The organism is Pseudomonas sp. TE3786 (assembly GCF_054057335.1).
In genome coordinates this window covers 1-25,088 of the sequence record NZ_JBSRZF010000020.1, presented here as the reverse complement: position 1 = coordinate 25,088, position 25,088 = coordinate 1, and the positions used below count along the sequence as shown (strand labels likewise).

Below are 25,088 nucleotides of genomic sequence, written 5' to 3'. Positions count from 1 at the left end.
TAGAATCGCCGGCTGAACCAGTTGGCAGGCCATACATCCAAGTGCCCTTTACGACAAAAACTATAAGGAAGGCCCCTTGAGCCAGACCGGAAAATCCATCTTGCTGGTGGATGACGATCAGGAAATTCGTGAGCTGCTGGAAGCCTATCTGAGCCGGGCCGGCTTTCAGGTGCGCACTGTGGCTGACGGCACCGGTTTTCGCGCCGCCCTTGGCGAGGAAAGCGCCGACCTGCTGATTCTTGATGTGATGCTGCCCGACGAAGATGGCTTCAGCCTTTGCCGTTGGGTGCGCCAACACCCGCGCCTGGCTCAGGTGCCGATCATCATGCTGACGGCCAGTTCCGACGAAGCCGATCGGGTGATCGGTCTGGAGCTGGGCGCTGACGACTACCTGGGTAAACCCTTCAGCCCGCGCGAACTGCAAGCGCGGATCAAGGCCCTGTTGCGGCGCGCCCAGTTCGGCCAGGAACGCAGCCGCGTGGAAGTGCTGGCCTTCGATGAGTGGCGGCTGGATATGGTCAGCCACCGCCTGTTTCACCTCGATGGCGAAGAGGTGTTTCTATCCGGTGCCGACTTTGCCTTGCTCAAACTCTTCCTCGATCACCCTCAGCAGATTCTCGACCGCGACACCATCGGCAACGCCACCCGTGGCCGCGAGCCGATGCCGCTTGATCGCATCGTCGACATGGCCGTCAGCCGCCTGCGTCAACGCCTGCGGGACACCGGCAAGGCGCCGCGGCTGATCCGCACCGTGCGCGGCTCGGGCTATCTGCTGGCGGCCCAGGTGACCCCGCACAATGCTGCCTAGCGCTCCAGTCGCGCCGAAACCCTGGTACCAGCGCTGGTTCGGCTGGGTGCCGGTGCCGCGTTCATTGCTCGGCCGCATGTTGCTGCTGACCCTGCTCTCGGTGCTGATGGCCCAGGGCCTGTCCAGCGTGATCTGGCTGTCGCAACTGCGTGCCACGCAACTGGAAGGCCTGGTCACCAGCGCCCGCAGCCTGGCCCATTCGATGTCCGCCAGCGTCAGCTATCTGCGCTCCTTGCCACTGGCCTACCGGCCGCTGGTGCTCGACCAGTTGCGCAGCATGGGCGGCACCCGCTTTGTCGTCACCCTCAACGACAAACCCCTGGATATGCAGGTGCTGCCGCCCACCCCACGGAAAACCGCGGTGCTGGACTCGGTGCATGAAGTGCTGCGTGAAGCCATGGGCAATGACGTCGATATTCTGGTGACCTTCGTCAGCCCCGATGACCTGCGCATCTTCAACGGCGGCCTGAAACTCGACGAACTGCCGCGTTCCTGGGCGCACTACGCGCTGACCCTGGAGCCGGTCAAGCCGCCGGTACTAGTGACGCAAATCCAGATGGCGCCCGGTGAGTGGCTGTACATCGCCTCGCTGTTGCCCGAGCCCTACACCAGCCTGGAAGAAGAGGGGCTGCCGGCGCAGCAGGTGTGGTTCATCATCCTCACCAGCAGCTTTCTGCTGTCGTTTATCGGCGTGCTGGTGCACTGGCAAAGCCGGCCGCTCAAACGCCTGGCGCGGGCGGCGCGGGACATGTCCCTAGGCGCCGCTGAAGTGCGCCCGGTGGCCGAAGGCGGCGGTAGCGAAGTAGTGGAAGTGGGCCGCGCCTTCAACGCCATGCGCGAACGCATCAGTCGGTACCTGATTGAGCGCAGCCAGCTGTTTAGCGCCATCTCCCACGACCTGCGCACACCCATTACCCGCCTGCGTCTGCGGGTAGAGTTGCTCGACGACGAAAAGGTACAAGGCAAATTCAGCCGCGACCTCGACGACCTGGAAATGCTGGTCAAAGGCGCGCTGCAATGCGTCAAGGACACCGACATTCACGAGAATATCGAGCCGGTGGACCTCAATCTGGCGCTCGATTGCCTGATCGAACCCTACCTGCCGCCGCAGGGTAATGGACGGGTCAGCCTGCATGGTCGGGCAATGTCTGCCTATGCCGGCAAGCCGCTGGCCTTGCGCCGGTGCATGGGCAATTTGATCGACAACGCCTTGAAGTACGGCACGCGGGCGCATCTGCATATCGAAGATAACGACAGTGCTTTTATTCTGCATGTCGATGACGAAGGGCCGGGGGTGCCGGAGCAGCGCTTGGAGCAGGTGTTTGAACCGCATTTTCGCTTGTCGGGCAAGCAACAGGGGTACGGCTTGGGCCTCGGCATCGCCCGCAATATCGCCCATAGCCATGGCGGCGAAGTGACCCTGCAAAACCTGCGTGAAGGCGGATTGCGGGTCACCCTCTACCTGCCACGGTTCTCCGACTGACGTTTTTCTGGATGGCTATCGGTTAGCGGTGTGCTTCTTTTCAAAAGCCATGGTGAGCCGTGGTGCTCTTGATTTGTCTTTTCCAGGGATCGCGGCTGAAGCCGCTCCTTCAAACAACTCGTTCCCTGTGGGAGGCTTCTGATCTGGCTGTTGATCTTGATCCACTCGGCCCAATTACCGCAGGCCAAGGTTGGCGCAAGTGCTTTGGCTACTTTGCCGTGGCAGGCATTCCGATGACCGACAACAGAAGCTCGCGCCTAAGGCGCGAAACAGATCGCTCAGCGCAAGCGGTAACGAAAACCACCGCTTACCTAAAGCGTCCAGCAACCGCTCTACCCCGGGGCATTGTCACAGCCCTGTGACACTTTTCTCTGCACTGTTTCCGGCAATCCCACTCAGACGCTGGGTAGAATTCGGGCACCCGATAAAATCAAGAATCTGCACAGGACACCCCCATGACCAGCGACAGCAACGACGCGCATTTTGCCAGTTGGCTCCACGCTCCAGCTCACCACCTCTGGCTGCAAACCGAAGGCCTGCGCCTGCTTGCTTTCGCCAAGGGGTCAAAGGTCGAGCAGGGCTTTGCCAATCTCGATGCTCAGGGCTGTCTGCCGGCCGATGCCGTCGCCGAAACGATGAACACCACGCGCATGACCCACAGTTTTGCCATGGCCCATGTGCAAGGTATCCCCGGTTGCCTGGAGCTGGTCGAGCACGGCGTTGCCGCCTTGCTGGGGCCGTTGCGGGACGCCGAGTTCGGTGGCTGGTACGCCCAGGCCGAGCACCGCGATGGCAATACCGGCAAGGCCGCCTATCTGCATGCGTTTGTTGCTCTGGCCGCGAGCTCAGCAGTGCAGGCCGGCGCGGCCGGTGCGCAGGAGTTGTTAGCCCAGGCCGTGCAGATTATTGAAGAGCATTTCTGGAGCGACGAGGAGGGTGCCCTGCGCGAATCCTTCGCTCGTGATTGGACGCATGAAGAAGCCTATCGCGGTGCCAACAGCAATATGCACGGCACCGAGGCCTTTCTCGCCCTGGCTGATGCCACCGGTGACAGCCGTTGGCTGGAGCGCGCGCTGGAGATTGTCGAGCGCCTGATTCATGGGCATGCCGCCGACAATGGGTTTGCTGTGATCGAGCATTTCGACCGCCACTGGCAGCCGCAGCTGGAGTACAACGTCGACAACCCGGCCGACGGTTTCCGTCCTTATGGCACCACCCCGGGTCATGCCTTTGAGTGGGCGCGGCTGGTGTTGCATCTGGAAGCCGCTTTGCAGCGTGCCAGCTATGCGGCACCGGACTGGCTGCTGCATGACGCCGTCGGCCTGTTCGACGGTGCCTGCCGTTACGCCTGGAATGTCGATGGTGCGCCGGGGCTGGTCTATACCCTCGACTGGCAGAACCAGCCGGTGGTGCGCCCACGGCTGCATTGGGTGCATGCCGAGGCGACTGCCACCGCCGCGGCCTTGCTCAAGCGCACGGGCGAGCAGCGTTATGAAGTGTGGTACCGGCGCTTCTGGGATTTTATCGAGCGCCATTTCATCGACCGCGAGCAGGGCAGCTGGCATCACGAGCTGGATACCGGCAATAAACCCGCGGCCACCATCTGGGCCGGCAAGCCCGATCTGTACCACGCGTATCAGGCCGTCTGCCTGCCGCAAGTGCCCTTGGCACCTAGCCTGACGGCTGCGCTTGGCGAACTTTGTACAACGTCCCCGGCTATGTAACCGGCTGGTGACATTAACGCATCCCTTCGTTACCTCAGGAGCTGGACTGCATGATTAGAATCCATCGCAACGCAAGCTTCCGACTTGCCTGTATAACAACAAGAAGGTACTTCAGATGAACGCGATCAACCGACTCGCTGCTGTTATTTCCCTCGCCTCGTTATTCCCCCTCAGCGCCCTTGCCGCCGATACCTCTGCAGAGTCCAAAGGCACTGTAGAAGTAGTGCATTGGTGGACTTCCGGTGGTGAAGCCAAAGCCATCGACGTGCTGCGCAAGCTGGTGGAAAAAGACGGCTACACCTGGAAAGACAGCGCCGTGGCCGGCGGTGGTGGTGCTGCTGCCATGACCGTACTGAAAACCCGCGCCGTTTCCGGCAACCCGCCATCGGCCGCACAGATCAAAGGCCCCGACCTGCAGGACTGGGGTGCCCTCGGTTTGCTGACCGATCTGGACGATGTGTCCAAGACCAATAACTGGGACAAGCTGCTGTCCAAAACCGTCGCCAACACCATGAAGTACGACGGTCACTACGTCGCCGTACCGGTGAACATTCACCGCGTGAACTGGCTGTGGATCAACCCCGTAGCAATGAAAAAGGCCGGCATCGACAAGGCACCGGCCACCCTCGACGAACTGTTCGCCGCTGCTGAAAAATTCAAGGCAGCCGGCCTGATTCCGCTGGCTCACGGCGGTCAGCCATGGCAGGACAGCACCGTATTCGAAGACCTGGTGCTGAGCATCATGGGTGCCGACGGCTACACCAAGGCCTTTATCGAGCAGGATGAAGCCACACTCACCAGCGCGAAAATGACCGAAGTGTTCAAGGCCCTGAAAAAACTCCAGGGCTACATGGACCCGGATGGCACTGGCCAGGACTGGAACCTGGAAGCGGCCAAAGTGATCAACGGCAAAGCCGGTATGCAGATCATGGGTGACTGGGCGAAGAGCGAGTGGAGCGCGGCAGGCAAGAAAGCCGGCAGCGACTTCGAGTGCGTACCGTTCCCGGGTACCCAGGGCAGCTTCACCTACAACATCGACTCGCTGGCCATGTTCAAGCTCTCGGCGAAGAACAACACGCCGGGCAATATCGCCGCGCAGAACGAAGTGGCGAAGATCATCCTCGAGCCCGAGTTCCAGTACGTGTTCAACCAGAACAAGGGTTCTATCCCGGTGCGTGATGACCTGGACATGACCAAGTTCGACAGCTGTGGTCAAGCCGCTATGGCTGACTTCAAGGCCGCCGACAAGGCCGGCACCCTGAAGCCAAGCATGGCCCACAACATGGCGACGTCCCTGGCGGTACAAGGGGCTATCTTCGATGTGGTGACCAACTTCATGAGCGACAAGAACGCCGATCCGGCCAAGGCCGGTGCGCAGATGGCTTCGGCTATCAAAGCGGCTCTGTAAGGCGCGCTTTTGCAACAGCAGGCCGCCGGTTCGCCGGCGGCCTTTTACAACACTCAAACCCTGCCAACGACAGCGGCCCCCGCAGCTGTCGTTGGGAGCGTTTGCACCGATTTTCTCTATGATGGGTTTTGCCGATGAGCACCGTGGCGGTATTTAACAAGGCCTCACCGTTCGACGCACTGCAGCGCTGGCTACCGAAGCTGGTGGTTGCGCCGAGCATGTTGCTGATTCTGGTGGGCTTCTACGGATACATCCTCTGGACGTTCATTCTGTCCTTTACCAATTCGAGCTTTATGCCGAGCTACAAGTGGGTCGGCGTACAGCAATACGTGCGTCTGCTGGATAACGATCGCTGGTGGGTGGCGAGCAAGAACCTGGTGATGTTTGGTGGCCTGTTTATCGGCATCAGCCTGGTGCTCGGGGTGTTTCTGGCGGTGCTGCTGGATCAGCGCATTCGCAAGGAAGGCTTTATCCGCACCGTCTACCTGTACCCGATGGCGCTGTCGATGATCGTCACCGGTACTGCCTGGAAGTGGCTGCTCAACCCGGGCCTGGGCCTGGACAAGATGCTGCGTGACTGGGGCTGGGAAGGCTTCCGCCTGGACTGGCTGGTGGATCAGGAGCGCGTGGTGTATTGCCTGGTGATCGCTGCCGTATGGCAGGCCTCGGGGTTTGTCATGGCGATGTTTCTGGCCGGGCTGCGTGGCGTCGATCAGTCGATCATTCGTGCCGCTCAGGTGGATGGCGCGAGCTTGCCGACCATCTACCTGCGCATCGTGCTGCCAAGCCTGCGTCCGGTGTTTTTCAGCGCCTTTATGATCCTCGCGCATATCTCGATCAAGAGCTTCGACCTGGTGGCCGCAATGACCGCCGGCGGCCCCGGCTACTCCTCCGATCTGCCGGCGATGTTTATGTATTCCTTCACTTTCAGCCGCGGCCAGATGGGCATCGGTTCAGCCAGCGCCATGCTGATGCTGGGCGCGATCCTGACCATTCTGGTGCCGTACCTGTATTCCGAGCTGCGGAACAAACGCCATGACTGATTCGATTGCTGTAACGCCAATGGCCCGCCCGTTCGCCAAGACTTCCTTCAGCTTCAGCCGGGTGGCGATCTACGTCACCCTGTTCGGTGCGGCGGCGGTGTACCTGATTCCGCTGGTGGTGATGCTGCTGACCAGCTTCAAAAGCCCCGACGATATCCGCACCGGCAACCTGCTGAGCTGGCCGCAAGTGGTCGATGGCATCGGCTGGATCAAGGCCTGGGACATCGTTGGCGGCTACTTCTGGAACTCGGTGAAGATCACCGTGCCAGCGGTGCTGATCTCCACCTTTATCGGGGCCATGAACGGCTACGTGCTGTCGATGTGGCGCTTCCGTGGCTCGCAACTGTTCTTCGGTCTGCTGCTGTTCGGCTGCTTCCTGCCGTTCCAGACCGTGCTGCTGCCGGCCTCGTTCACCCTCGGCAAGTTCGGCCTGGCCAACACCACCGCGGGCCTGGTGCTGATCCATGTGGTCTACGGCATGGCCTTTACCACGCTGTTCTTCCGTAACTACTACGTGGCGATTCCGGATGCCCTGGTGAAAGCGGCGCGTCTCGACGGTGCCGGCTTCTTCACCATCTTCGGGCGGATTCTGCTGCCGATGTCGGTGCCGATCATCATGGTCTGCCTGATCTGGCAATTCACCCAGATCTGGAACGACTTCCTCTTTGGTGTGGTGTTCGCCAGTGGCGACGCACAACCGATCACGGTGGCCCTCAACAACCTGGTGAACACCAGCACCGGGGCCAAGGAATACAACGTAGACATGGCGGCGGCGATGATCGCCGGCCTGCCAACGCTGTTGGTCTACATCGTCGCGGGCAAGTATTTCCTGCGTGGGCTCACGGCCGGCGCGGTCAAGGGGTAAAGCATGGCAACTCTAGAACTCAAGAACGTCAAAAAGACCTACGGCAGCGGCCTGCCGGACACCCTCAAAGACATCGAACTGAAGATCGAGTCTGGCGAGTTTCTGATTCTGGTCGGGCCATCGGGCTGCGGTAAATCGACCCTGATGAACTGCATCGCCGGCCTGGAAAACATCACCGGTGGCGAGATTCTGGTGGACGGTGCCGACATCAGCGGCATGAGCCCGAAAGACCGTGACATCGCCATGGTGTTTCAGAGCTACGCCCTGTATCCGACCATGAACGTACGCGAGAACATCGCCTTCGGTTTGAAGATGCGCAAGATGAGCCCGGCGGCCATCGAAGAAGAAGTGTCGCGCGTTGCCAAGCTGCTGCAGATTGAACACCTGCTGACGCGCAAGCCCGGGCAACTGTCCGGTGGTCAGCAACAGCGCGTGGCCATGGGCCGGGCCCTGGCGCGGCGGCCGAAGATCTACCTGTTCGACGAACCACTGTCGAACCTCGACGCCAAGCTGCGCGTAGAGATGCGTACCGAAATCAAGCTGATGCACCAGCGCCTGAAAACTACCACCGTCTACGTCACCCACGACCAGATCGAAGCCATGACCCTGGGCGATAAAGTGGCGGTGATGAAGGACGGCATCGTCCAGCAGTTCGGCACGCCGCAGCAGATCTACAACGACCCGGCCAACCTGTTTGTCGCCAGCTTTATTGGCTCGCCGCCGATGAACTTTATTCCCCTGCGTCTGCAGCGCCGTGACGGCCGTCTGCTGGCCTTGCTGGATTCCGGCCAGGCGCGCTGCGAGCTGCCGCTGGCGATGCAGGACGAAGGCCTGGAAAACCGCGAAGTGATCCTCGGCATCCGCCCTGAGCAGATCAGCCTGGCCAGCGCCGGCTCGAATCTGCCGAGCATTCTCACCGAAGTGGAAGTGATCGAGCCCACCGGCCCGGACACCCTGGTGTTCGTCAACCTCAACCAGACCAAGGTCTGCTGCCGTCTGGCACCGGATATGGCACCGAAAGTCGGCGAAACCCTGGAACTGCAATTCGATCCTGACAAGGTGCTGCTCTTCGACGCCCAAAGCGGAGAGCGCCTGGGGCTGTTGGGAAAGTCGCAGCCTGCTGAGAAAGCAGGCCGCGTAACGCGTTTGATCCCGCGCTAAGGCGTGGGAGTGAGACCGGGTTTGCGTGGTTTTCAGCTGTGGTGCGCGGTTCCTTTGGCTAGCGCCCCGGCTGTTTTTTTACTCGCAAGGAAGTAGCCCGGGGGAGGGGATGGATAAGTACCTCTGTCGCAAGGCAGGGCGATTTACGCGGCCGCAAGGCCGCTCAGATCAGCGCGGGATGGGCACTGATTTTCGTGCGCTCCCGTCTGGGTGTTATCCGAAGCGCAACAACAATAAAAATGAGTGGAGTGGATATGAACACAATGAAGAAAGGCCTCTGGGCACTGCCGTGCGCCCTGGCAATGTTTCCCTGGTCTGCCCAGGCGCTGGAATTCAGCGGTTACACCCGTAACGGCATGGGTACCTCGGTAAACAGCTCCGGCCAGCAATGCTTCCAGTTGCAAGGTGCCAAATCCAAATACCGACTTGGTAACGAATGCGAGCAGTACACCGAGCTCGATCTGCGCCAGGACCTGTTCAAGCTCGACGATGGCTCGGTACTGAGCGTCGAGGGCATGGCCCAGCTCTACAACCAATACGACAAGACCCCCAAATACACCGGCGACTATGGCTTCGCGCGGATGAACCAGATGTACGCCGAGTGGAGCAATATGCCCGCGCTCAATGGCGGTTCGTTCTGGGCGGGGCGTCGTTTCTACAAACGTAACGACATCCATATCTCCGACTTCTTCTACTGGAACCAAAGCGCCACCGGTTTCGGTCTGGACGAAGTGCAGATGGGTGACCTGAAGTACAGCTACGTGTTCTCGCGTAAAGACAACTACGACCAGGAACCGTACATCAACCGTCATGACTTCAACGTCGACGGCTTCAACACCAACACCAACGGCACTCTGCAGCTTGGCGTCAGCTATATCGACAAGCCCGACAGCACCGATGCCCATAGCGGTTACTCCTTCGCCGTGCAGCACAAGCAGAAAGAGTTCCTCGGTGGCGTCAACACCATGGCCTTCCAATACGGTGTAGGCCCGGGTACCGCGCTGGGTTACACCGGCGACCCAACCCTCGACGACAGTGCCAAAACCTGGCGTTTGGTGGAGTTCTTTGACTGGCAGGTGACCAAGCACTTCGGTGGCCAGTTCGAGGCGGTCTACGAACACAACAAGCTGGAAAGTGGCAACGAGCAGAACTGGATGTCGGTGGGCGTGCGCCCGGTTTACGCGATTACCGACACCATCAAGCTGATCACCGAAATCGGTCATGACCAAGTGGAAGCCGAAGGCGGCACCCGCAAGATGACCAAGTTCACCGTTGCCCCGGCGTGGTCGCCAATGGGCCCTGGTTTCACTACCCGTCCTGAGGTGCGTCTGTACTACACCTATGCGCAGTGGAACGAAGCCGCACAACGTTCGGCCAACCTGCTCGCTGCAGGCTCGGCGCTGTCCGACACCGGTGCCTTCGGCAGCGATCTGCACGGCTCCAACTTTGGTGTGCAAGTCGAGTACTGGTGGAAGTAATGCCTGAGCGCGGTCGATGAGTCGTAGAACAGCAAAGCCCATCGTGCCGCGCCCGGAACTTGTAGCTGCCAGCGAGCAGATGCGTGTGGAGGAGAACCCTCTGAGCGCGCTGCTGGCTGGAGCTGGCAAGCCCCTTTTCAGTTGGACGCGCCATCAGGAGCGCGACCTCTTTTTAATCAGCCACCCGACCTGCGAAGCGGTGTTCAGCCGCCAGGGCGGGCAGCTGCTGCATTTCCAGCCCAAGGGCCAACGGCCTTGGCTCTGGTGCGCCGCGCGCTGGCCCCGGCATGGTGCCATTCGTGGCGGCGTACCGGTGTGCTGGCCGTGGTTTAGCCGTCACCCCACCGAAAGCGGTTGGCCGTCCCACGGCTGGGCGCGCCTCAGTGATTGGGAGCTGCTCAGCCATGAAGCGGACGCCAATGGCGTGCGCCTGCATTGGCGGCTGGATTTATGTGAGTGGCAGGTAGACCTGTTTGCCGAATTGGGCTCCGAGCTGAAGCTGCGCTTGGTCACCCAGCATCAGGACAGTGAGCCGTGCCAGCTCAGCCACGCCTTGCATGGCTATTGGCGGGTCGGCGATATGGCCCAGGTGGGCTTGCGCGGCCTGGAACAGGCCGATGGCTATGACCTGGTGGCTCGCGCCGATTTCCCGGCCGGTGCCGAGTTGCGTTTTGATAACGGCTGTCACCGGGTTTACCGGCAAGCGGGGCGGGTGGAGCTGGAAGACCAGCTCTGGCGTCGGCGTTTGCAGATCGATACCACAGGTGGTGCCAATACGGTGGTCTGGCACCCAGGTTCCAGGCCGTTGGCCGATGTCGGCTGGCATGAAGCGCTGGGGTTTGTCTCGGTGCAGGCGGCGAGTTGCCGGGAAGATAGCGTGACCATCGGGCCAGGAGAGACCGCTGCGCTGAATTTGCACGCGCGGCTTTTGTGAACACTTGAAAGCATCGCGGCTAAAGCCGCTCCTACGGATTGTGGGTTCCTGTAGGGGCGGCTTTAGCCGCGATTGAGGCAAACGCCAATCCTGGATTTACCTAGCCCGGATCGTCTTCGTTGGGATACCGGCTGGCATTCAGGCTCTCTTTGATCTTGCGCAGATGCGGCTGGAAATCCACCCCGCGGCGCAACGTAACGCCGGTCGCCAGCACGTCCAGCACGGTGAGCTGGATGATGCGCGAGGTCATCGGCATATAGATGTCGGTGTCCTCGGGCAGGGGTATATCCAGGCTCAGGGTGCTGGTCTTGGCCAGCGGCGAGTTGGCGGCGGTCAGGCTAAGCACCGAGGCACCGTTTTCCCGCGCCACGCGCGCCACTTCCACCAGCTCGCGGGTGCGGCCGGTGTAGGAAATGATCACGAACAGATCGCCGGTATGCGCCACCGAGGCCAGCATGCGCTGCATCAGTACGTCGGCATGGGCGGTCACCGCCAGGTTGAAGCGAAAGAATTTGTGCTGGGCGTCCAGGGCTACCGAGGCCGAGGCCCCCAGGCCGAAGAAGTTGATTTGCCGGGCCTGGATCAACAGGTCGACGGCGCGGCTGATTTTCAGCGGGTCCAGCGCGCGGCAGGCGCTGTCCAGAGAGGCGATGGCGCTGCCGAAGATTTTCTGCGTATAGGCCTCGGGCACATCGTCGGCTTCCACTGCGCGGCTTACATAAGCAGCGCCGCTGGCCAGGCTCTGGGCCAGCTGCATTTTCAGTTCGGGGTAACCGCTGACGCCAAACGAGCGGCAGAAACGGTTTACGGTGGGTTCGCTGACCTGCGCTTCCTGGGCCAAGGTGGCGATGCTGAAACGGGTGGCCTGTTGCGGGCTGCGCAGAATGGCCTCGGCCACCTTGCGCTCGGCTTTATTCAGTTCGCTGAGCCGGCTCTGGATCTGCTCCAACAGGTTACGCACGCGTTCCATCTGGTTTCCTCGGTGATTGCCAGCCAATGCCGCCGTTGCGCTTGAGGCGCGGGCAGGGCGGCCTATCCTAACTGTGGGGCCGGGCAAACGGCCACTGCCGACAGTGATTACTGCGAAATGTTGTTTTGTTTACAACATTTAAGCTTGATTTAGTCCGGTTAACGCGGTATTTCTTCCAATACTTGATAAAAGAACAAATATCATGCCCGTGATCACTGCAAAACCCTGCACCCTTATCCTGTTTGGCGCCCTTGGCGATCTGGCGCTGCGCAAACTTTTTCCTGCCCTGTATCAGCTCGACCGCGCCGGTCTGTTGCACGCCGATACGCGTATCGTCTGCCTCGCCCGCGACCAGGGTGAACCCAGCACGCACCTGACGTTTATCGATGACTGGATGCACCGCTATATCCCGGTGATGGACCTGGATGGCGAAGTGCTCCAGCGTTTCCGCCAGCGCCTGAGCTATATCAGCATGGAGTTCGCCAAGGCCGAGGATTACGCCGCGCTGGTGGCCGAGGTGGGCGATGCCGACACCCTGATCGCCTATTTCGCCACCCCGGCGTTCGTCTATGGCCCGATCTGCGCCAACCTGGCGGCCTGCGGCCTGGCCGAGAAAACCCGCGTGGTGCTGGAAAAACCCATCGGCCACGACCTGCAGTCGTCGCGCACCATTAACGACGCCGTAGCCGCGCATTTCCCCGAATCGCAGATCTACCGGATCGACCATTACCTGGGCAAAGAGACGGTACAGAACCTGATCGCCCTGCGTTTCGCCAACAGCCTGTTCGAAACCCAGTGGAACCAACACCATATCTCCCATGTGGAAATCACCGTGGCCGAAGTGGTGGGCATCGAAGGGCGCTGGGGCTATTTCGATCAGGCCGGGCAACTGCGCGACATGATCCAGAACCACCTGTTGCAGCTGCTGTGCCTGATCGCCATGGACCCGCCCAGCGACCTGTCCGCCGACAGCATCCGCGATGAGAAAGTGAAGGTGCTCAAGGCACTGGCACCGATCACCCCGGAACACATGAGCCGTGAGGTGGTGCGTGGCCAATACGTGGCCGGCAGCAGCGCCGGCAAACCGGTGCCGGGTTACCTCGAAGAGGACAACGCCAACCTGCAGAGCGACACCGAAACCTACGTCGCCGTGCGTGCGGAAATCCGTAACTGGCGCTGGTCCGGCGTGCCGTTCTACCTGCGTACCGGCAAGCGCATGCCGCAGAAACTGTCGCAGATCGTTATCCACTTCAAAGAGTCGTCGCACTACATCTTTGCCCCCGAGCAGCGGCCGCTGGTGAGCAACCGGCTGATCATCCGTCTGCAGCCGGACGAGGGCATTTCCCTGCAGGTGATGACCAAAGACCAGGGCCTGGACAAAGGCATGCAGCTGCGCAGCGGTCCGTTGCAGCTGAACTTCTCGGAAACCTACAAAGCAGCGCGCATTCCCGACGCCTATGAACGGCTGTTGCTGGAAGTCACCCAGGGCAACCAGTACCTGTTCGTACGCAAAGACGAGGTCGAACACGCCTGGCTGTGGTGCGACCAATTGATTGCCGGCTGGAAACAGCTTGGCGACCCACCCAAGCCGTACGCGGCCGGTTCCTGGGGACCAATGGCGGCGATGGCGTTGATTACCCGTGATGGGAGGTCCTGGTATGGTGATCTCTGAACTGCAATTCCCCGCCGGTGTGCAGGCGCTCAGCCAAGCTTCGGCCAAACAGCAGGCGCAGGATCTGGCCGTGGCCGTTGCCGATGCCTTGAACGCGGCGCTGCGTGAACGCGATTTCGCCAGCCTGGTGGTATCCGGTGGCCGTAGCCCGGTGGCGTTTCTCGAAGCCTTGTCGAGCCACAAACTCGACTGGGCGCGGGTGGTGGTCAGCCTCGCCGACGAGCGCTGGGTGCCCACCGAACATGGCGACAGCAACGAAGCCCTGCTCAAGCGCCATCTGCTGCGTGGCGACGCGGCGCGAGCCCATTTCATCGGCCTGTATCGCAGCCCGACGAGCCTGGACGCTTCGGTGGCCGGTGCCAACCTGGCCCTGACCGAACTGCCGCAACCGCTGGACGTACTGGTGCTGGGCATGGGCGACGATGGCCACACGGCCTCGCTGTTCCCCAACAGCCCGCAACTGGCCCTGGCCTTGAGCGCCGACTGCCCGCAACGCTGCCTGCCGATGCTGGCCCCCAGCGTGCCGCACCAACGCATCACCATGACCTTGCCGCTGCTGGCTTCAGCGCGGTCGATCTTTCTTGCCGTGCAAGGCCCCGCCAAGCTGGCGACCTTGCGTACCGCGCTGGTGGGCGATGATGCCCTGGCCATGCCGATCCGTGCCTTCCTGCGCTCGCCGCTGACTATTTACTGGTGCCCCTGACATGACACTCCTCAACAGCGTGACCCCGAGCATGGAAGAGAAGACCGCGCAGATCGACGCCATTTGCCGTGCGGCGCGCATTCTGCCGGTGGTGACCATCGACAACGAAGCGCAGATTCTGCCCATGGCTGATGCCCTGGCCGCCGGCGGTTTGCGCACCCTGGAAATCACCCTGCGTTCCGAACATGGCCTGACCGCCATTCGCGTTCTGCGCAAAGAGCGCCCGCAGCTGTGCATCGGCGCCGGGACCATTCTTGACGCGCAGATGTTCCAGGCCGCAGAAGAGGCGGGCGCGCAATTTATCGTCAGCCCCGGTTGCACCGCAGAGCTGCTGCGCTTTGCCGTCGACAGCCCGGTGCCGTTTCTGCCGGGTGTCGGTGGCGCGTCGGATCTGATGCTGGGCTATGGCATGGGCTACCGGCGCTTCAAGCTGTTTCCGGCGGAAGCCTGCGGTGGCATCCCGGCGTTGAAAGCGTTGGGCGGGCCGTTCAATCAGGTACGTTTCTGCCCCACTGGCGGGGTCAAGCCGGACAACCTGCTGGCCTATATGGCGGTACCCAATGTGATGTGCGTGGGCGGCAGCTGGATGCTCGACAGCGCCTGGACCAAGGCCGGCGACTGGGCGCGGGTTACCCAGGTGAGCCAGGAGGCGTTGGCCTTGTTGGATGCATAAGTTGGATGCGTAAGACGGAATATTCTGGCCCCCAGCCTTCGCTGGGGCGACGGGGATGGCTAGCAACACCTCCGTCACCCGGGGCCCAGAATGCTGGATCGAAGCGCGCCAAAAAAACCGTCGAAAGGCGGTTTTTTTATGCCACGACCATCGCCACCGGCAACACCAGACTGGCCACAAACCCACCCTCTGGATGATTGGCCAATTCCAACGTACCGCCATGCCGTTCTGCGGCGCGGCGAGCGATGGCCAGGCCGAGGCCGTGGCCCGGCGCGCTCTGCTCAGGAGCGCGATAGAAGGGTTCGCCCAGGCGCGCCAGGTGCTCGGGCAGCACGCCGGGCCCATGGTCGCGCACACTCAACCGCACCTGCTCACCCAAGCGCTCGGCGCGCAGCTCGATAGCGTGCCCGGGCGTATTAAAGCGCAGGGCATTTCGCAGCAAATTGTCCAGCGCGCGTTCAAGCATGTCCGGCCAGCCGGCCAGCGTCAGCCCCGGCTCGATCTGCAGGTTCACGGGCTGCTCCGGCTCGTTGAGCTGCGCTTCCTGCTGGCGGTTGTCGAACAGCGCGGCGATGTTCACCGGTTGTGCCGGGCCCAGGTTGGCGTCCATCCGTGCCAACGCCAGAATTTCGCTGATCAGCGCTTCCAGGCGATCACATTCACGTTCCAGGCGTGGCCAGAGTTTTACCCGGTCTTCGGGCTCTGCACGCTCGGCCAACGCCAGAGCAATACGCAAGCGCGCCAGCGGCGAACGCAGTTCGTGGGACACATCGCGCAGCAGCTGGCGCTGGCTGCTGATCAGGTCCTGCAGGCGTTCGCCCATACGGTTGAAATCGCCGGCCAGCACGCCGAACTCGTCGCGGCGATTGGCCAGGCGGGCGAGGGTGTGTTGCTGGTACGCGGCCTGGCCAAGGTCATGCACCGCGCCGCGCAGTTGCCCCAGGGGGCGGGTGATCGACAGGGTTAGCAGCAGGCTCAGTGCGGTCAGCACCAGAAAGGCGATGCCCAGGGCGCTGAACGGCAACAGCAAGCTGCCGCGATGCCATTCGTCCAGCTCCGGGTGCGGAATGCGGTAGATAAACAGGTAGGTGTCGCCACTGCCGGGGCTGGTGTATTCGGTGGTCAGGCGACGCCAGGGCAGGCGGCGCGGGTCGTCGTGCTGGCGCTTCTCAAAGGCCGCGGCGCGGGGCGGAAAGGTGCCTTGAATAATCGCGTTGCCACTGTCATCGAGTACCTGGGTGTCGATGCGGAAATCATGTTTGCGCTGCTCCAGAAAGTCCTGGGCGGCGCGCTGGCCTTTGCTTTCGTAGATGCTTGCCCACTGCTCGGGAATCCCTTGCAGGCCGGGGTGCTGGCTGAGAATCCAGGCGTCCTGGTTAAGCATGCGCCCAAGCAGCATCGACAGGCCGGCCACCAACACCACGGCCAGCCAGAAGCTGGCAAATATCCGCCAAAAAAGTGAGCGCACAACGACTCCTTATAAACCAACAAAACCCACCCGGCGGTTGGGCCGGATGGGTTGGTACTCCGTCATTGCAACGCAGGCTGGAATCCAGAATAGAGGGCGGTGCACGATAGTCGCACGCCTGGAAATTCTGGGTCCCAGCCTGCGCTGGGACGACGGAGGTTTTAGCAGAAACAAAACCCACCCGGTGGTTGGGCCGGAAGGGGTGGTACTCCGTCATTGCAACGCAGGCTGGAATCCAGAATAGAGGTTGGTGCACGATAGCCGCACGCCTGGAAATTCTGGGTCCCAGCCTGCGCTGGGACGACGGAGGTTTTTAGCAAAAACAAAACCCACCCGGCGGTTGGGCCGGATGGGGTGGTACTCCGTCATTGCAACGCAGGCTGGAATCCAGAATAGAGGGTGGTGCACGATAGCCGCACGCCTGGAAATTCTGGGTCCCAGCCTGCGCTGGGACGACGGAGGTTTTAGCAGAAACAAAACCCACCCGGCGGTTGGGCCGGATGGGTTGGTACTCCGTAATTGCAACGCAGGTGGAATCCAGAATAGGGGGTGGTGCACGATAGTCGCACGCCTGGAAATTCTGGGTCCCAGCCTGCGCTGGGACGACGGAGGTTTTAGCAGAAACAAAACCCACCCGACGGTTGGGCCGGAAGGGGTGGTACTCCGTCATTCCAGCGCAGGCTGGAATCCAGAATAGAGGGTGGTGCACGATAGTCGCACGCCTGGAAATTCTGGGTCCCGGCCTGCGCTGGGACGACGGAGGTTTTAGCAAGCTATGCGCTATCGCCTGGCCAGTTACTGCGCTTTAGCCTGCTTGGCCTTCCACGCCTGGAACTCTTGCCACTCGGCACGGCGCGCTTCCATCTGTTTGTGTTTCTCGTCGAACGCCTTTTGCTGCTCAGGGTTGAGCAGGGCGCGGATCTTGCCGTCGGTGGCCTCACGTTTGGCTTTGATCTCGTCGTGCATGGCCTTTTTGTCGGCATCCGACAGCTTGTCCAGGTAACGCTTGGTCAGCTCGTCACGGCTGTGGGCCTGTTCGCCCATGATCTTGCCGATGGCTTGGCGTTGTTCTTTGCTCAGGTCCAGATCGGCAAACGGGCCTGGGCCGCGGTGTTCGCCACGTGGGCCACCGTCATGGGCGAACGGAGGGCGCGCGCCGTCTTCGCCTGGCGATGGCTGGGCCATGGCCAGGGTTGGCAGGGCAGCGGCAAACAGAGCGGCGATGAGGGTCTTACGCATGGGGTATCTCCTTGTCTGCAAACCGGCATGTTTGCCGGATGTGCCCAGTCTAGGGAACGCAAGGTCAAGCGCGGTCAGGCGGCAGTAAAGCTTAGGTAAAGACGTTGCTACATAGCGGACTGTTGGCTTTACACAAGGCCCCCATGCAGTCCGTAGGAGCGGCTTCAGCCGCGATTGATTGGGCCTGTAAACGGCAAAAAGCATCGCGGCTAAAGCCGCTCCTGCGAGATCGTGGGGTTTCAGGCGCTGTAGTAGTAACCGCGGCTACGCAGCGCCAGGATGCGTGGGCGGCCGTCGGCGTGCGGGCCGATTTTTTTGCGCAGGTTGCTGACGTGCATGTCCAGGCTGCGGTCGTACAGGGTCAGCTTGCGGCCCAGGGCCAGCTGCGCCAGTTCCTGTTTGTCCACCGGTTCGCCCGGTTGGCGCAGCAGGGCTTCGAGCAGGCGGCTTTCGGAGACGGTCAGCACCACGTCATGGCCGGCAATGGTCACCGAACCGCGCACCGGGCTAAAGGCCAGGTCACCGAGTTCCACCTGGCTAGGGGTGGCGACCGGCACGCTGCGGCGCAATACGGCGCGCAGGCGGGCGGTGAGCTCGCGGGGGTCGCAGGGTTTGGCCAGGTAATCGTCGGCGCCCAGCTCCAGGCCGAGGATGCGGTCCAGCGGTTCGCCGCGGGCCGAGAGCATCAGCACCGGCAGGTCGGGGTGGTCGCTGCGCAGTTGCTTGAGCAGTTCCAGGCCGCTGCCATCGGGCAGCATCACATCCAAGACCACCGCCGCTGGCGACTCACTGGCCAACGCCGCTCGTGCGCTGCGCCCGTCGTGGCAGGCGCGTACATAAAAGCCTTCCTGGCCCAGCCAACTGCTCAGCAGCTCGCAGAGTTCCACGTCATCGTCGATCAGTAAGAGAGTTGACATAAGGCTGGTCTACTTCGCCAAGAGCTATCGATAAACAACGGTCAGTTGATCCATTCGCGGCGGCCTTTACGCCCGCCACGCAGCAAGGCACCGCAGAACAGGGCCACCAGGGTGACCGCCGCACCAATGGCGAACCAGCTTTGCTCTTCGCTGAGCAGCGGCGCCTGCTGGCTGGCCTGGGCTTCTTTGAGCTGCAATTTGAGCCGCTGGTTTTCCTGGCGCAAGCGGCCGATCACGGCGTTCTCGCGCACTTCGGCACTGCTCTGCAGCTGGGTCGTGAGCTCGGCGCGCAGCCGCTCACTTTCGCCCAGGCGTTGCTCCAGGCTATCCACCTCCTGTTGTAACTGCGTTTGCTCGGCGCTTGCGGTGGATTCGCCAGCCGCTACCACTGGGGGTTCTTCGGCAAGCAACGGGGTAGAGCCAATCAACAGCGATGCAGCGAACAGCAGGGACAAAGGGCCTTGGCGCATCGACTTTCCTTAATCTGTTGAGTGCGACGGGGTTAGGGCAGGACCAGCTTGAACGGTTTGACGATCACGTTGGCGTACACGCCAGCGGCGCGGTACGGGTCGGCATCGGCCCAGCTTTGCGCGGCGAGCAGCGAGTCGAACTCGGCCACGATCAGGCTGCCGCTGAAACCGGCGGCACCGGGGTCATTGCTGTCCACGGCCGGGTGCGGGCCGGCGAGCACCAGGCGGCCTTCGCTTTTCAGCTGTTCCAGACGGGCCAGGTGGGCAGGGCGCACGGAAAGGCGGGCTTCCAGGGAATTGGCCACGTCGGTGGCGATAATCGCGTAGAGCATGTCAGTCCTTGTTTTCGGAAGGGACGGTCTTGGTGGCTGCCGCAGGGTCAGCCTCGACGTCGTGAATATGCTTGGCCAGGAAGATGCCCTGACCGATCAGGAACAGCAGGGTCATGCCCAGGCTGCCGAACACCTTGAAGTCCACCCAGATGCTCTGGAAGGTAAAGGCCACAAACAGGTTGGCGGCACCGCTGACGATAAAGAACACAATCCAGGCGATGTTCAGCTTTACCCAGATCGGCTCCGGCAGGCTGACCGCGTGGCCCATCATGCGTTGGATCAGCGGCTTGTCGCCGATAAAGTGGCTGCCGAAAAAGGCCAGGGCAAACAACCAGCTGACTACCGGCGCTTTCCACTTCAGGAAGGTTTCGCTGTGGAAGGCCAGCGTGAGGCTACCGAACACCAGGCAAGCGATCAGGGTGAGCCATTGGCTTTTCTCCAGACGCTTCTGAACGATAAAGAAAATGCCGTACACCACAATGGAGCTGGCGATCAGCATGGCGGTGGCACTGAAAATACCGCCTAGCATGTAGGTGTGGCCGAACAGTTCGACCGCGCGGGGTTCAAGCTTGAAAACGATGAAAAACAGGATAAGCGGAATGAAGTCGAGGAATTGTTTCACAGTGGCAAGCCAGAAGCTGGATGTGCCGGCATAATAACAAACCCGAACCGTAGAGCTAGGCGCAGCGGCGCAGACTTTGTGCCACCGCGTGGTTTTTTTCGTACCAACTGTTTGTCAGCCCTGCTATCTATTGCAAACAGACCCTTTGATTCAGAGAGCCTTAGTTGATGACTGTTGACCTGCACTGCCATAGCACCGCTTCCGACGGTGCCCTCGCGCCCGCCGTGGTGGTCGCCCGCGCCCACGAGCGCGGCGTGCGGGTTCTGGCCCTCACCGACCACGACACCCTCGAAGGCCTCGACGAAGCGCGCAGCGCCGCCGTCGAGCTGGATATGCAACTGATCAATGGCGTCGAGCTGTCCTGCACCTGGGGCGGTGCCACCATCCACGTGCTCGGCTACGGCTTCGCGGCTACGGCGCCGGCCCTGGTACAGGCGATTGCCGACCTGCACAGTGGCCGCTGGCTACGCGCCGAAGAGATCGATCGGCGCCTGGCGCTCAAAGGCATGCCCGGTGCCCTCGATGGTGCCCGGGCCATCCAGCAGGAACTCGGCGACAGCGGCAACGCTCCGGCCCGTCCGCATTTCGCTGATTTTCTAGTGCGCGAAGGCTACGTCAAAGACCGCGCCGAAGCGTTCCGCAAGTGGCTGGGCTCGGGCAAGCTCGGCGACGTCAAACAGCATTGGCCAACGCTCGAACAAGCCGTCGGCACCCTGCGTGAAGCGGGTGCCTGGGTGAGCCTGGCGCACCCTTGGCAATACGATTTCACCCGTAGCAAACGGCGCAAGCTGATCATCGACTTCGTCGCCGCTGGCGGCCAGGCGCTGGAAGTGGTCAATGGCATGCAGCCGGCCGAGCAGATTGGCGGTCTGGCGATACTTGCCCGTGAATTCGGTCTGCTGGCCAGCGTCGGCAGTGACTTCCACGCCCCAGGAGACTGGTCCGAGCTGGGCATGTACCGCCCGCTACCGGAAGACCTGGCACCACTGTGGTTGCGTTTCGATCATGTCCAACACGCTGCTGCCGGCTGAGCCGCATGCCTTCGAGAAGGGAACTCCCGTGAGTCAATTTTTCCAGGTGCACCCGGAAAACCCGCAAGCGCGGCTGATCAAGCAAGCCGTTGAAATCATCAAGGCCGGTGGCGTGGTGGTGTATCCCACCGATTCGTCATATGCCGTGGGCTGCCATATCGGCGACAAAACCGCCGTCGAGCGCATTCGCCGCCTGCGCCAGCTAGACGACAAACACAACTTCACCCTGGTGTGCCGCGACCTCTCGCAACTGGGCCTGTTCGCCAAGGTGGATACCGGTGCCTTCCGCCTGCTCAAGGGCCATACGCCGGGGCCCTACACCTTTATTCTCAACGCCACCCGCGAAGTGCCGCGCATGCTCCTGCACCCCAAGCGCCGCACCATCGGCCTGCGCGTGCCCAGCCACCCGATTGCCCAGGCGCTGCTGGAAGAACTCGGCGAGCCGCTGATGAGCACCAGCCTGATACTGCCCGGCGAAAAAGAGCCGATGAGCGACCCCTATGAAATGCGCCAGATCCTCGAGCATCAGGTCGACCTGATTATCGACGGCGGCTTTGGCGGCCTGGCAGCCTCCACCGTGGTCAGCCTGGTGGACGACGAAGTGGTGCTGGTGCGCGTCGGCTGTGGCGACCCCACGCCCTTCGAGGCTGACGCCTAGATGGTTGAAGGAATCAACGCTTGAGCCTGGTCGACCCGCAACGCCGTGTACTGTCTGGCATGCGCCCCAGTGGCCGGCTGCACCTGGGCCACTACCACGGTGTGCTGAAAAACTGGGTAAAACTGCAGCACGAGTACGAATGCTTTTTCTGCATCGTCGACTGGCATGCACTGACCACCGACTACGACGAAGTCGGGCAGATTGCCCAGCATGTTTGCGATATGGCCGTCGACTGGCTGGCCGCTGGCGTCAGCCCCAGCTCGGCGAATATGTTTATCCAATCGCAAGTGCCCGAGCACGCCGAGCTGCACCTGCTGCTGTCGATGATCTGCCCGCTCAGCTGGCTGGAACGCGTGCCCTCCTACAAAGAGCAGCAAGACCAACTGCACCACAAAGACCTCGGTACCTACGGCTTTCTCGGCTACCCGCTGCTGCAGGCCGCCGACATTCTGCTGTACCGCGCCGGCCTGGTGCCGGTGGGCTCCGACCAGCTGCCGCATATCGAATTTGCCCGCGAAGTGGCGCGCCGCTTCAATCACCTATACGGCCGCGAGCCGGGCTTTGAAGCCAAGGCCGAAGCGGCCATCCTGCGCCTGGGCAAAAAAACCGCCAAGCTCTACAACAGCTTGCGCAAAGCCTTCCAGGAACAGGGCGACAGCGAAGCCCTGGACACCGCCCGCGCCCTGCTCAAAGAAGTGCAGAGCATCACCCTCGGCGATAAAGAGCGCCTATTTGGCTATCTCGAAGGCGGCGGTAAAGTGCTGCTGCCCGAACCCCAGGCCCTGCTCAGCGAATCGCCGAAAATGGCCGGGCTGGATGGCGGCAAGATGGCCACCTCCCATTTCAAGGGCGGCAATAGCAACGCCATTTACTTGCGCGACACCCCGAGCGAAGTCGACGACAAACTGCGGCGCATGCCCACCGATCCGGCGCGCGTGCACCGCGACGACCCGGGCGAGCCCAGCCGCTGTCCGGTCTGGCAGTTGCATGAGGTGTACTCCGACGCGCCGACGCGTGAGTGGGTGCAGCAAGGCTGCCGCAGCGCCGGCATTGGCTGCGTCGACTGCAAAGGCCCGCTGATCGAAGCCGTGCAGGCTGAACTGAAACCGCTGCAACTGCGCGCCATGGATTACCAGGACAGCCCGGAACTGGTGCGCAACATCCTCGCCGAGGGCGCCGAACGGGCGCGCGACGAGGCCCGCGAAACCCTGGTGGAAGTGCGTGCCGCACTGGGCTTGACCTACCGTTAACCACGCAGCCGATAAAGGACCTTATGCAGGACACCACCCCCAGCGAAGTCGATAGCCAGGCCGGCGCCCAGCAGGAGCTGCCATTCGCCCTGGTGTACGGCAAAGCCATCACCGAAATGCCGGTGGACCTGTATATCCCCCCGGATGCGCTGGAGGTATTCCTCGAAGCCTTCGAAGGCCCGCTCGACCTGCTGCTGTACCTGATCCGCAAACAGAACATCGACGTGCTCGACATCCCCGTGGCCGAGATCACCAAGCAATATATGGGCTACGTCGAGCTGATGCAGTCGGTGCGCCTGGAACTGGCCGCCGAGTACCTGGTAATGGCCGCCATGCTCGCCGAAATCAAATCGCGCATGCTGCTGCCGCGCTCCAGCGAAGCCGAGGAAGAAGAAGACGACCCGCGCGCCGAACTGATCCGCCGCCTGCAAGAATACGAACGCTACAAAGCCGCCGCCGAAGGCATCGACCAGATCAGCCGCGTCGGCCGCGACCTCACCGTACCGCGCCTGGACGCCCCCGAAGCGCGGGCGCGCAAACTGCTACCGGATGTCAGCCTGGAAGAGCTGCTGCTGTCCATGGCCGAAGTACTGCGCCGCGCCGACATGTTCGAAAGCCACCAGATCACCCGCGAAACCCTGTCCACCCGCGAGCGCATGAGCGACGTGCTGGAACGCCTGAAAGGTGCCGGCTTCGTGCCCTTCGTCAGCCTGTTCCTCGCCGAAGAAGGCAAGTTGGGCGTGGTGGTGACCTTTATGGCGGTACTGGAATTGATCAAAGAGCAACTGGTCGAGCTGGTACAAAACGAGGCTTTCGGGCCGATTCACGTACGCGCCCGCGCCGAATAACACTGAGCCCAGCATGAACCTCAACGACCCCAAAGAACTGGCCTCACTTCTCGAAGCCTTCCTGCTTGCCAGCGGCAAACCGCAATCGCTGGAGCGCCTCTACGAACTCTTTGAAGAAGGCGAGCGCCCCGAGCCCGCCGTATTCAAAAAAGCCCTGGCCGCCCTGGAAAAATCCTGCGCTGGCCGCGCCTTTGAACTCAAAGAAGTCGCCAGCGGCTACCGCCTGCAAGTGCGCGAAATCTACGCCCCCTGGGTCGGCCGCCTGTGGGAAGAACGCCCGCAACGCTACTCCCGCGCCATGCTGGAAACCCTGGCCCTGATCGCCTACCGCCAACCCATCACCCGCGGCGAAATCGAAGACGTACGCGGCGTGGCCGTAAACACCCAAATCGTCAAAACCCTGCTCGAACGCGAGTGGATACGCGTCGTCGGCTACCGCGACGTACCCGGCAAACCGGCCATGTTCGCCACCACCAAACAGTTCCTCGACCACTTCAACCTCAAGAACCTCGACGACCTGCCACCCCTGGCCGCCCTGCGCGAACTGGAACCCGAACCCATGCTCGGTTTCGACCAGGACGACCTGCCAGTACCCGAAAGCCTGCAAGCCCGCGCCGACGTGGCCACCGAAGGCGAAGAGGGCGCAGCGCCCGAACCGAGCGAAGAGAAAAGCTTCGGCAGCCTGCTGGCTGAACTGGACTCGATGGAACAAGGCCTGAAAACCGACTTCGACGATTTGCCCGACGACTATGAGCCGCCCCCCGTAGCGCCCCCCGTCGAAGAATACAGCGACGACAAGCCCGTGCCCTCCGACCTGCAAGCCCGCGCCGATGCCGCATGGGCCGACGACGAAGACGAAGAGCCCATGTCCGCCGAAGAGGCGCTAGAGGCGCTAGAGGTGCTGCGCAACAAGGTCGCCACCCAACCGCCACCCGCTCCTGTCCCCGTAACGCCAGTTGCACCTGAGCCCCGCGAAGAAACCGAAGAAGAAGCTCTGGCCCGTGCCATTCGGGAAGAACAGGAATACTTCCGCGACTAAGCGAGAACCGTGATGGGCGATAGCAAAGATCCTTGCATCAGCATTTGTAAGTTCGACGAACGAATTTGTATCGGCTGTGGGCGCAGCAAGGAAGAGATCAAGGGGTGGAAGAAGATGGATAAGCCCGAGAAACGTGCTGTGCTGGCCGAAGCGCAGCAGCGGTTAAAAGGCATGGGCAAGAAGAAGGGCAAACGCAAGTAGATACCGTCTTGCCCATCAGTGAGCAAGCGCCTTTTGCGCATCGAAGGGTTGTCCCGATTTGAGTACGCCGTAAGCGATGTGCAGCAACTTG

25 protein-coding genes are annotated in these 25,088 nt (G+C 61.7%); 18 read left to right on the top strand and 7 right to left on the bottom strand.

Annotation, left to right across the window (positions count from 1 at the left end; translation table 11 throughout):
- Positions 1-76: 76 nt before the first annotated feature.
- From ACVW0Y_RS19500 to ACVW0Y_RS19460, 9 genes are all read left to right on the top strand, one after another.
- The gene (locus ACVW0Y_RS19500) at positions 77-808 is read left to right on the top strand and encodes a response regulator (protein WP_457440621.1); all 732 of its coding nucleotides are present in this window, start codon (positions 77-79) and stop codon (positions 806-808) included.
- Positions 798-2,291, top strand: a complete 1,494-nt coding sequence (locus tag ACVW0Y_RS19495; protein WP_457440619.1) for an ATP-binding protein — start codon at positions 798-800, stop codon at positions 2,289-2,291. Before ACVW0Y_RS19500 ends, ACVW0Y_RS19495 begins: the two co-directional genes overlap by 11 nt.
- A gap of 455 nt (positions 2,292-2,746) precedes the next feature.
- Positions 2,747-4,015 carry a D-mannose isomerase gene (locus ACVW0Y_RS19490; RefSeq protein WP_457440617.1) on the top strand — a complete coding sequence of 423 codons (1,269 nt, stop codon included), beginning with the start codon at positions 2,747-2,749 and terminating at the stop codon, positions 4,013-4,015.
- Between the two features lie 115 nt (positions 4,016-4,130).
- Positions 4,131-5,423, top strand: a complete 1,293-nt coding sequence (locus ACVW0Y_RS19485; protein ID WP_457440615.1) for an ABC transporter substrate-binding protein — start codon at positions 4,131-4,133, stop codon at positions 5,421-5,423.
- 134 nt (positions 5,424-5,557) lie between these two features.
- On the top strand, positions 5,558-6,466 hold the full coding sequence (locus ACVW0Y_RS19480) for a carbohydrate ABC transporter permease (protein ID WP_457440613.1): 909 nt from the start codon (positions 5,558-5,560) through the stop codon (positions 6,464-6,466).
- Positions 6,467-6,485: 19 nt separating this feature from the next.
- Complete coding sequence (locus tag ACVW0Y_RS19475) at positions 6,486-7,331, top strand: carbohydrate ABC transporter permease (RefSeq protein ID WP_457440738.1); 846 nt, start codon at positions 6,486-6,488, stop codon at positions 7,329-7,331.
- 3 nt (positions 7,332-7,334) lie between these two features.
- Complete coding sequence (locus tag ACVW0Y_RS19470; protein ID WP_457440611.1) at positions 7,335-8,492, top strand: ABC transporter ATP-binding protein; 1,158 nt, start codon at positions 7,335-7,337, stop codon at positions 8,490-8,492.
- Between the two features lie 254 nt (positions 8,493-8,746).
- Positions 8,747-9,970: a carbohydrate porin gene (locus ACVW0Y_RS19465; protein ID WP_457440609.1), complete on the top strand. Its 1,224-nt coding sequence runs from the start codon at positions 8,747-8,749 to the stop codon at positions 9,968-9,970.
- A gap of 85 nt (positions 9,971-10,055) precedes the next feature.
- Positions 10,056-10,904 (top strand): D-hexose-6-phosphate mutarotase, encoded by an 849-nt coding sequence (locus ACVW0Y_RS19460; RefSeq protein WP_457440737.1) that lies wholly within the window; start codon positions 10,056-10,058, stop codon positions 10,902-10,904.
- Positions 10,905-11,004: 100 nt separating this feature from the next.
- On the opposite strand, the gene ACVW0Y_RS19455 is transcribed toward ACVW0Y_RS19460, so the two are convergent.
- Entirely contained in the window at positions 11,005-11,865 is an 861-nt protein-coding gene (locus ACVW0Y_RS19455) for a MurR/RpiR family transcriptional regulator (RefSeq protein WP_457440735.1), read from the bottom strand.
- 211 nt (positions 11,866-12,076) lie between these two features.
- On the opposite strand from ACVW0Y_RS19455, the gene zwf reads away from it, so the two are divergent.
- Genes zwf through ACVW0Y_RS19440 form a run of 3 tightly spaced genes read left to right on the top strand, consistent with a single transcriptional unit; the run spans position 12,077 to position 14,922 of the window.
- Entirely contained in the window at positions 12,077-13,546 is a 1,470-nt protein-coding gene (gene zwf, locus ACVW0Y_RS19450; protein ID WP_457440607.1) for a glucose-6-phosphate dehydrogenase, read from the top strand.
- Positions 13,533-14,249, top strand: coding sequence for a 6-phosphogluconolactonase (pgl, locus tag ACVW0Y_RS19445; RefSeq protein ID WP_457440605.1), 717 nt, complete (start codon positions 13,533-13,535; stop codon positions 14,247-14,249). Before zwf ends, pgl begins: the two co-directional genes overlap by 14 nt.
- A 1-nt stretch (position 14,250) precedes the next feature.
- A complete protein-coding gene (locus tag ACVW0Y_RS19440; RefSeq protein ID WP_457440603.1) occupies positions 14,251-14,922 on the top strand; it encodes a bifunctional 4-hydroxy-2-oxoglutarate aldolase/2-dehydro-3-deoxy-phosphogluconate aldolase in 672 nt (223 codons plus the stop codon).
- A gap of 136 nt (positions 14,923-15,058) precedes the next feature.
- Here ACVW0Y_RS19440 and ACVW0Y_RS19435 read toward each other — a convergent pair whose 3' ends face one another.
- From ACVW0Y_RS19435 to ACVW0Y_RS19410, 6 genes are all read right to left on the bottom strand, one after another.
- The gene (locus tag ACVW0Y_RS19435) at positions 15,059-16,390 is read right to left on the bottom strand and encodes a HAMP domain-containing sensor histidine kinase (RefSeq protein WP_457440601.1); all 1,332 of its coding nucleotides are present in this window, start codon (positions 16,388-16,390) and stop codon (positions 15,059-15,061) included.
- 795 nt (positions 16,391-17,185) lie between these two features.
- The gene (locus tag ACVW0Y_RS19430; RefSeq protein ID WP_457440599.1) at positions 17,186-17,629 is read right to left on the bottom strand and encodes a Spy/CpxP family protein refolding chaperone; all 444 of its coding nucleotides are present in this window, start codon (positions 17,627-17,629) and stop codon (positions 17,186-17,188) included.
- Between the two features lie 239 nt (positions 17,630-17,868).
- Positions 17,869-18,546 carry a response regulator transcription factor gene (locus tag ACVW0Y_RS19425; protein WP_457440596.1) on the bottom strand — a complete coding sequence of 226 codons (678 nt, stop codon included), beginning with the start codon at positions 18,544-18,546 and terminating at the stop codon, positions 17,869-17,871.
- A gap of 41 nt (positions 18,547-18,587) precedes the next feature.
- Positions 18,588-19,016, bottom strand: coding sequence for a hypothetical protein (locus ACVW0Y_RS19420; protein ID WP_457440594.1), 429 nt, complete (start codon positions 19,014-19,016; stop codon positions 18,588-18,590).
- 32 nt (positions 19,017-19,048) lie between these two features.
- Positions 19,049-19,348, bottom strand: coding sequence for a YciI family protein (locus ACVW0Y_RS19415; protein ID WP_457440592.1), 300 nt, complete (start codon positions 19,346-19,348; stop codon positions 19,049-19,051).
- A 1-nt stretch (position 19,349) separates the two neighbouring features.
- Entirely contained in the window at positions 19,350-19,970 is a 621-nt protein-coding gene (locus tag ACVW0Y_RS19410; RefSeq protein ID WP_457440590.1) for a septation protein A, read from the bottom strand.
- 167 nt (positions 19,971-20,137) lie between these two features.
- Between ACVW0Y_RS19410 and ACVW0Y_RS19405 the strand changes: the two genes are divergently transcribed.
- From ACVW0Y_RS19405 to ACVW0Y_RS19380, 6 genes are all read left to right on the top strand, one after another.
- Positions 20,138-21,001 carry a PHP domain-containing protein gene (locus ACVW0Y_RS19405; RefSeq protein ID WP_457440588.1) on the top strand — a complete coding sequence of 288 codons (864 nt, stop codon included), beginning with the start codon at positions 20,138-20,140 and terminating at the stop codon, positions 20,999-21,001.
- 28 nt (positions 21,002-21,029) lie between these two features.
- The gene (locus ACVW0Y_RS19400) at positions 21,030-21,659 is read left to right on the top strand and encodes an L-threonylcarbamoyladenylate synthase (RefSeq protein WP_457440586.1); all 630 of its coding nucleotides are present in this window, start codon (positions 21,030-21,032) and stop codon (positions 21,657-21,659) included.
- 20 nt (positions 21,660-21,679) lie between these two features.
- A complete protein-coding gene (locus ACVW0Y_RS19395; RefSeq protein ID WP_457440584.1) occupies positions 21,680-22,909 on the top strand; it encodes a tryptophan--tRNA ligase in 1,230 nt (409 codons plus the stop codon).
- 149 nt (positions 22,910-23,058) lie between these two features.
- Positions 23,059-23,757 carry a segregation and condensation protein A gene (locus ACVW0Y_RS19390; RefSeq protein WP_457440733.1) on the top strand — a complete coding sequence of 233 codons (699 nt, stop codon included), beginning with the start codon at positions 23,059-23,061 and terminating at the stop codon, positions 23,755-23,757.
- A 13-nt stretch (positions 23,758-23,770) separates the two neighbouring features.
- Positions 23,771-24,796, top strand: coding sequence for an SMC-Scp complex subunit ScpB (scpB, locus tag ACVW0Y_RS19385; protein ID WP_457440582.1), 1,026 nt, complete (start codon positions 23,771-23,773; stop codon positions 24,794-24,796).
- 12 nt (positions 24,797-24,808) lie between these two features.
- Positions 24,809-24,997 carry a DUF1289 domain-containing protein gene (locus ACVW0Y_RS19380; RefSeq protein WP_457440580.1) on the top strand — a complete coding sequence of 63 codons (189 nt, stop codon included), beginning with the start codon at positions 24,809-24,811 and terminating at the stop codon, positions 24,995-24,997.
- Positions 24,998-25,088 lie beyond the last annotated feature (91 nt).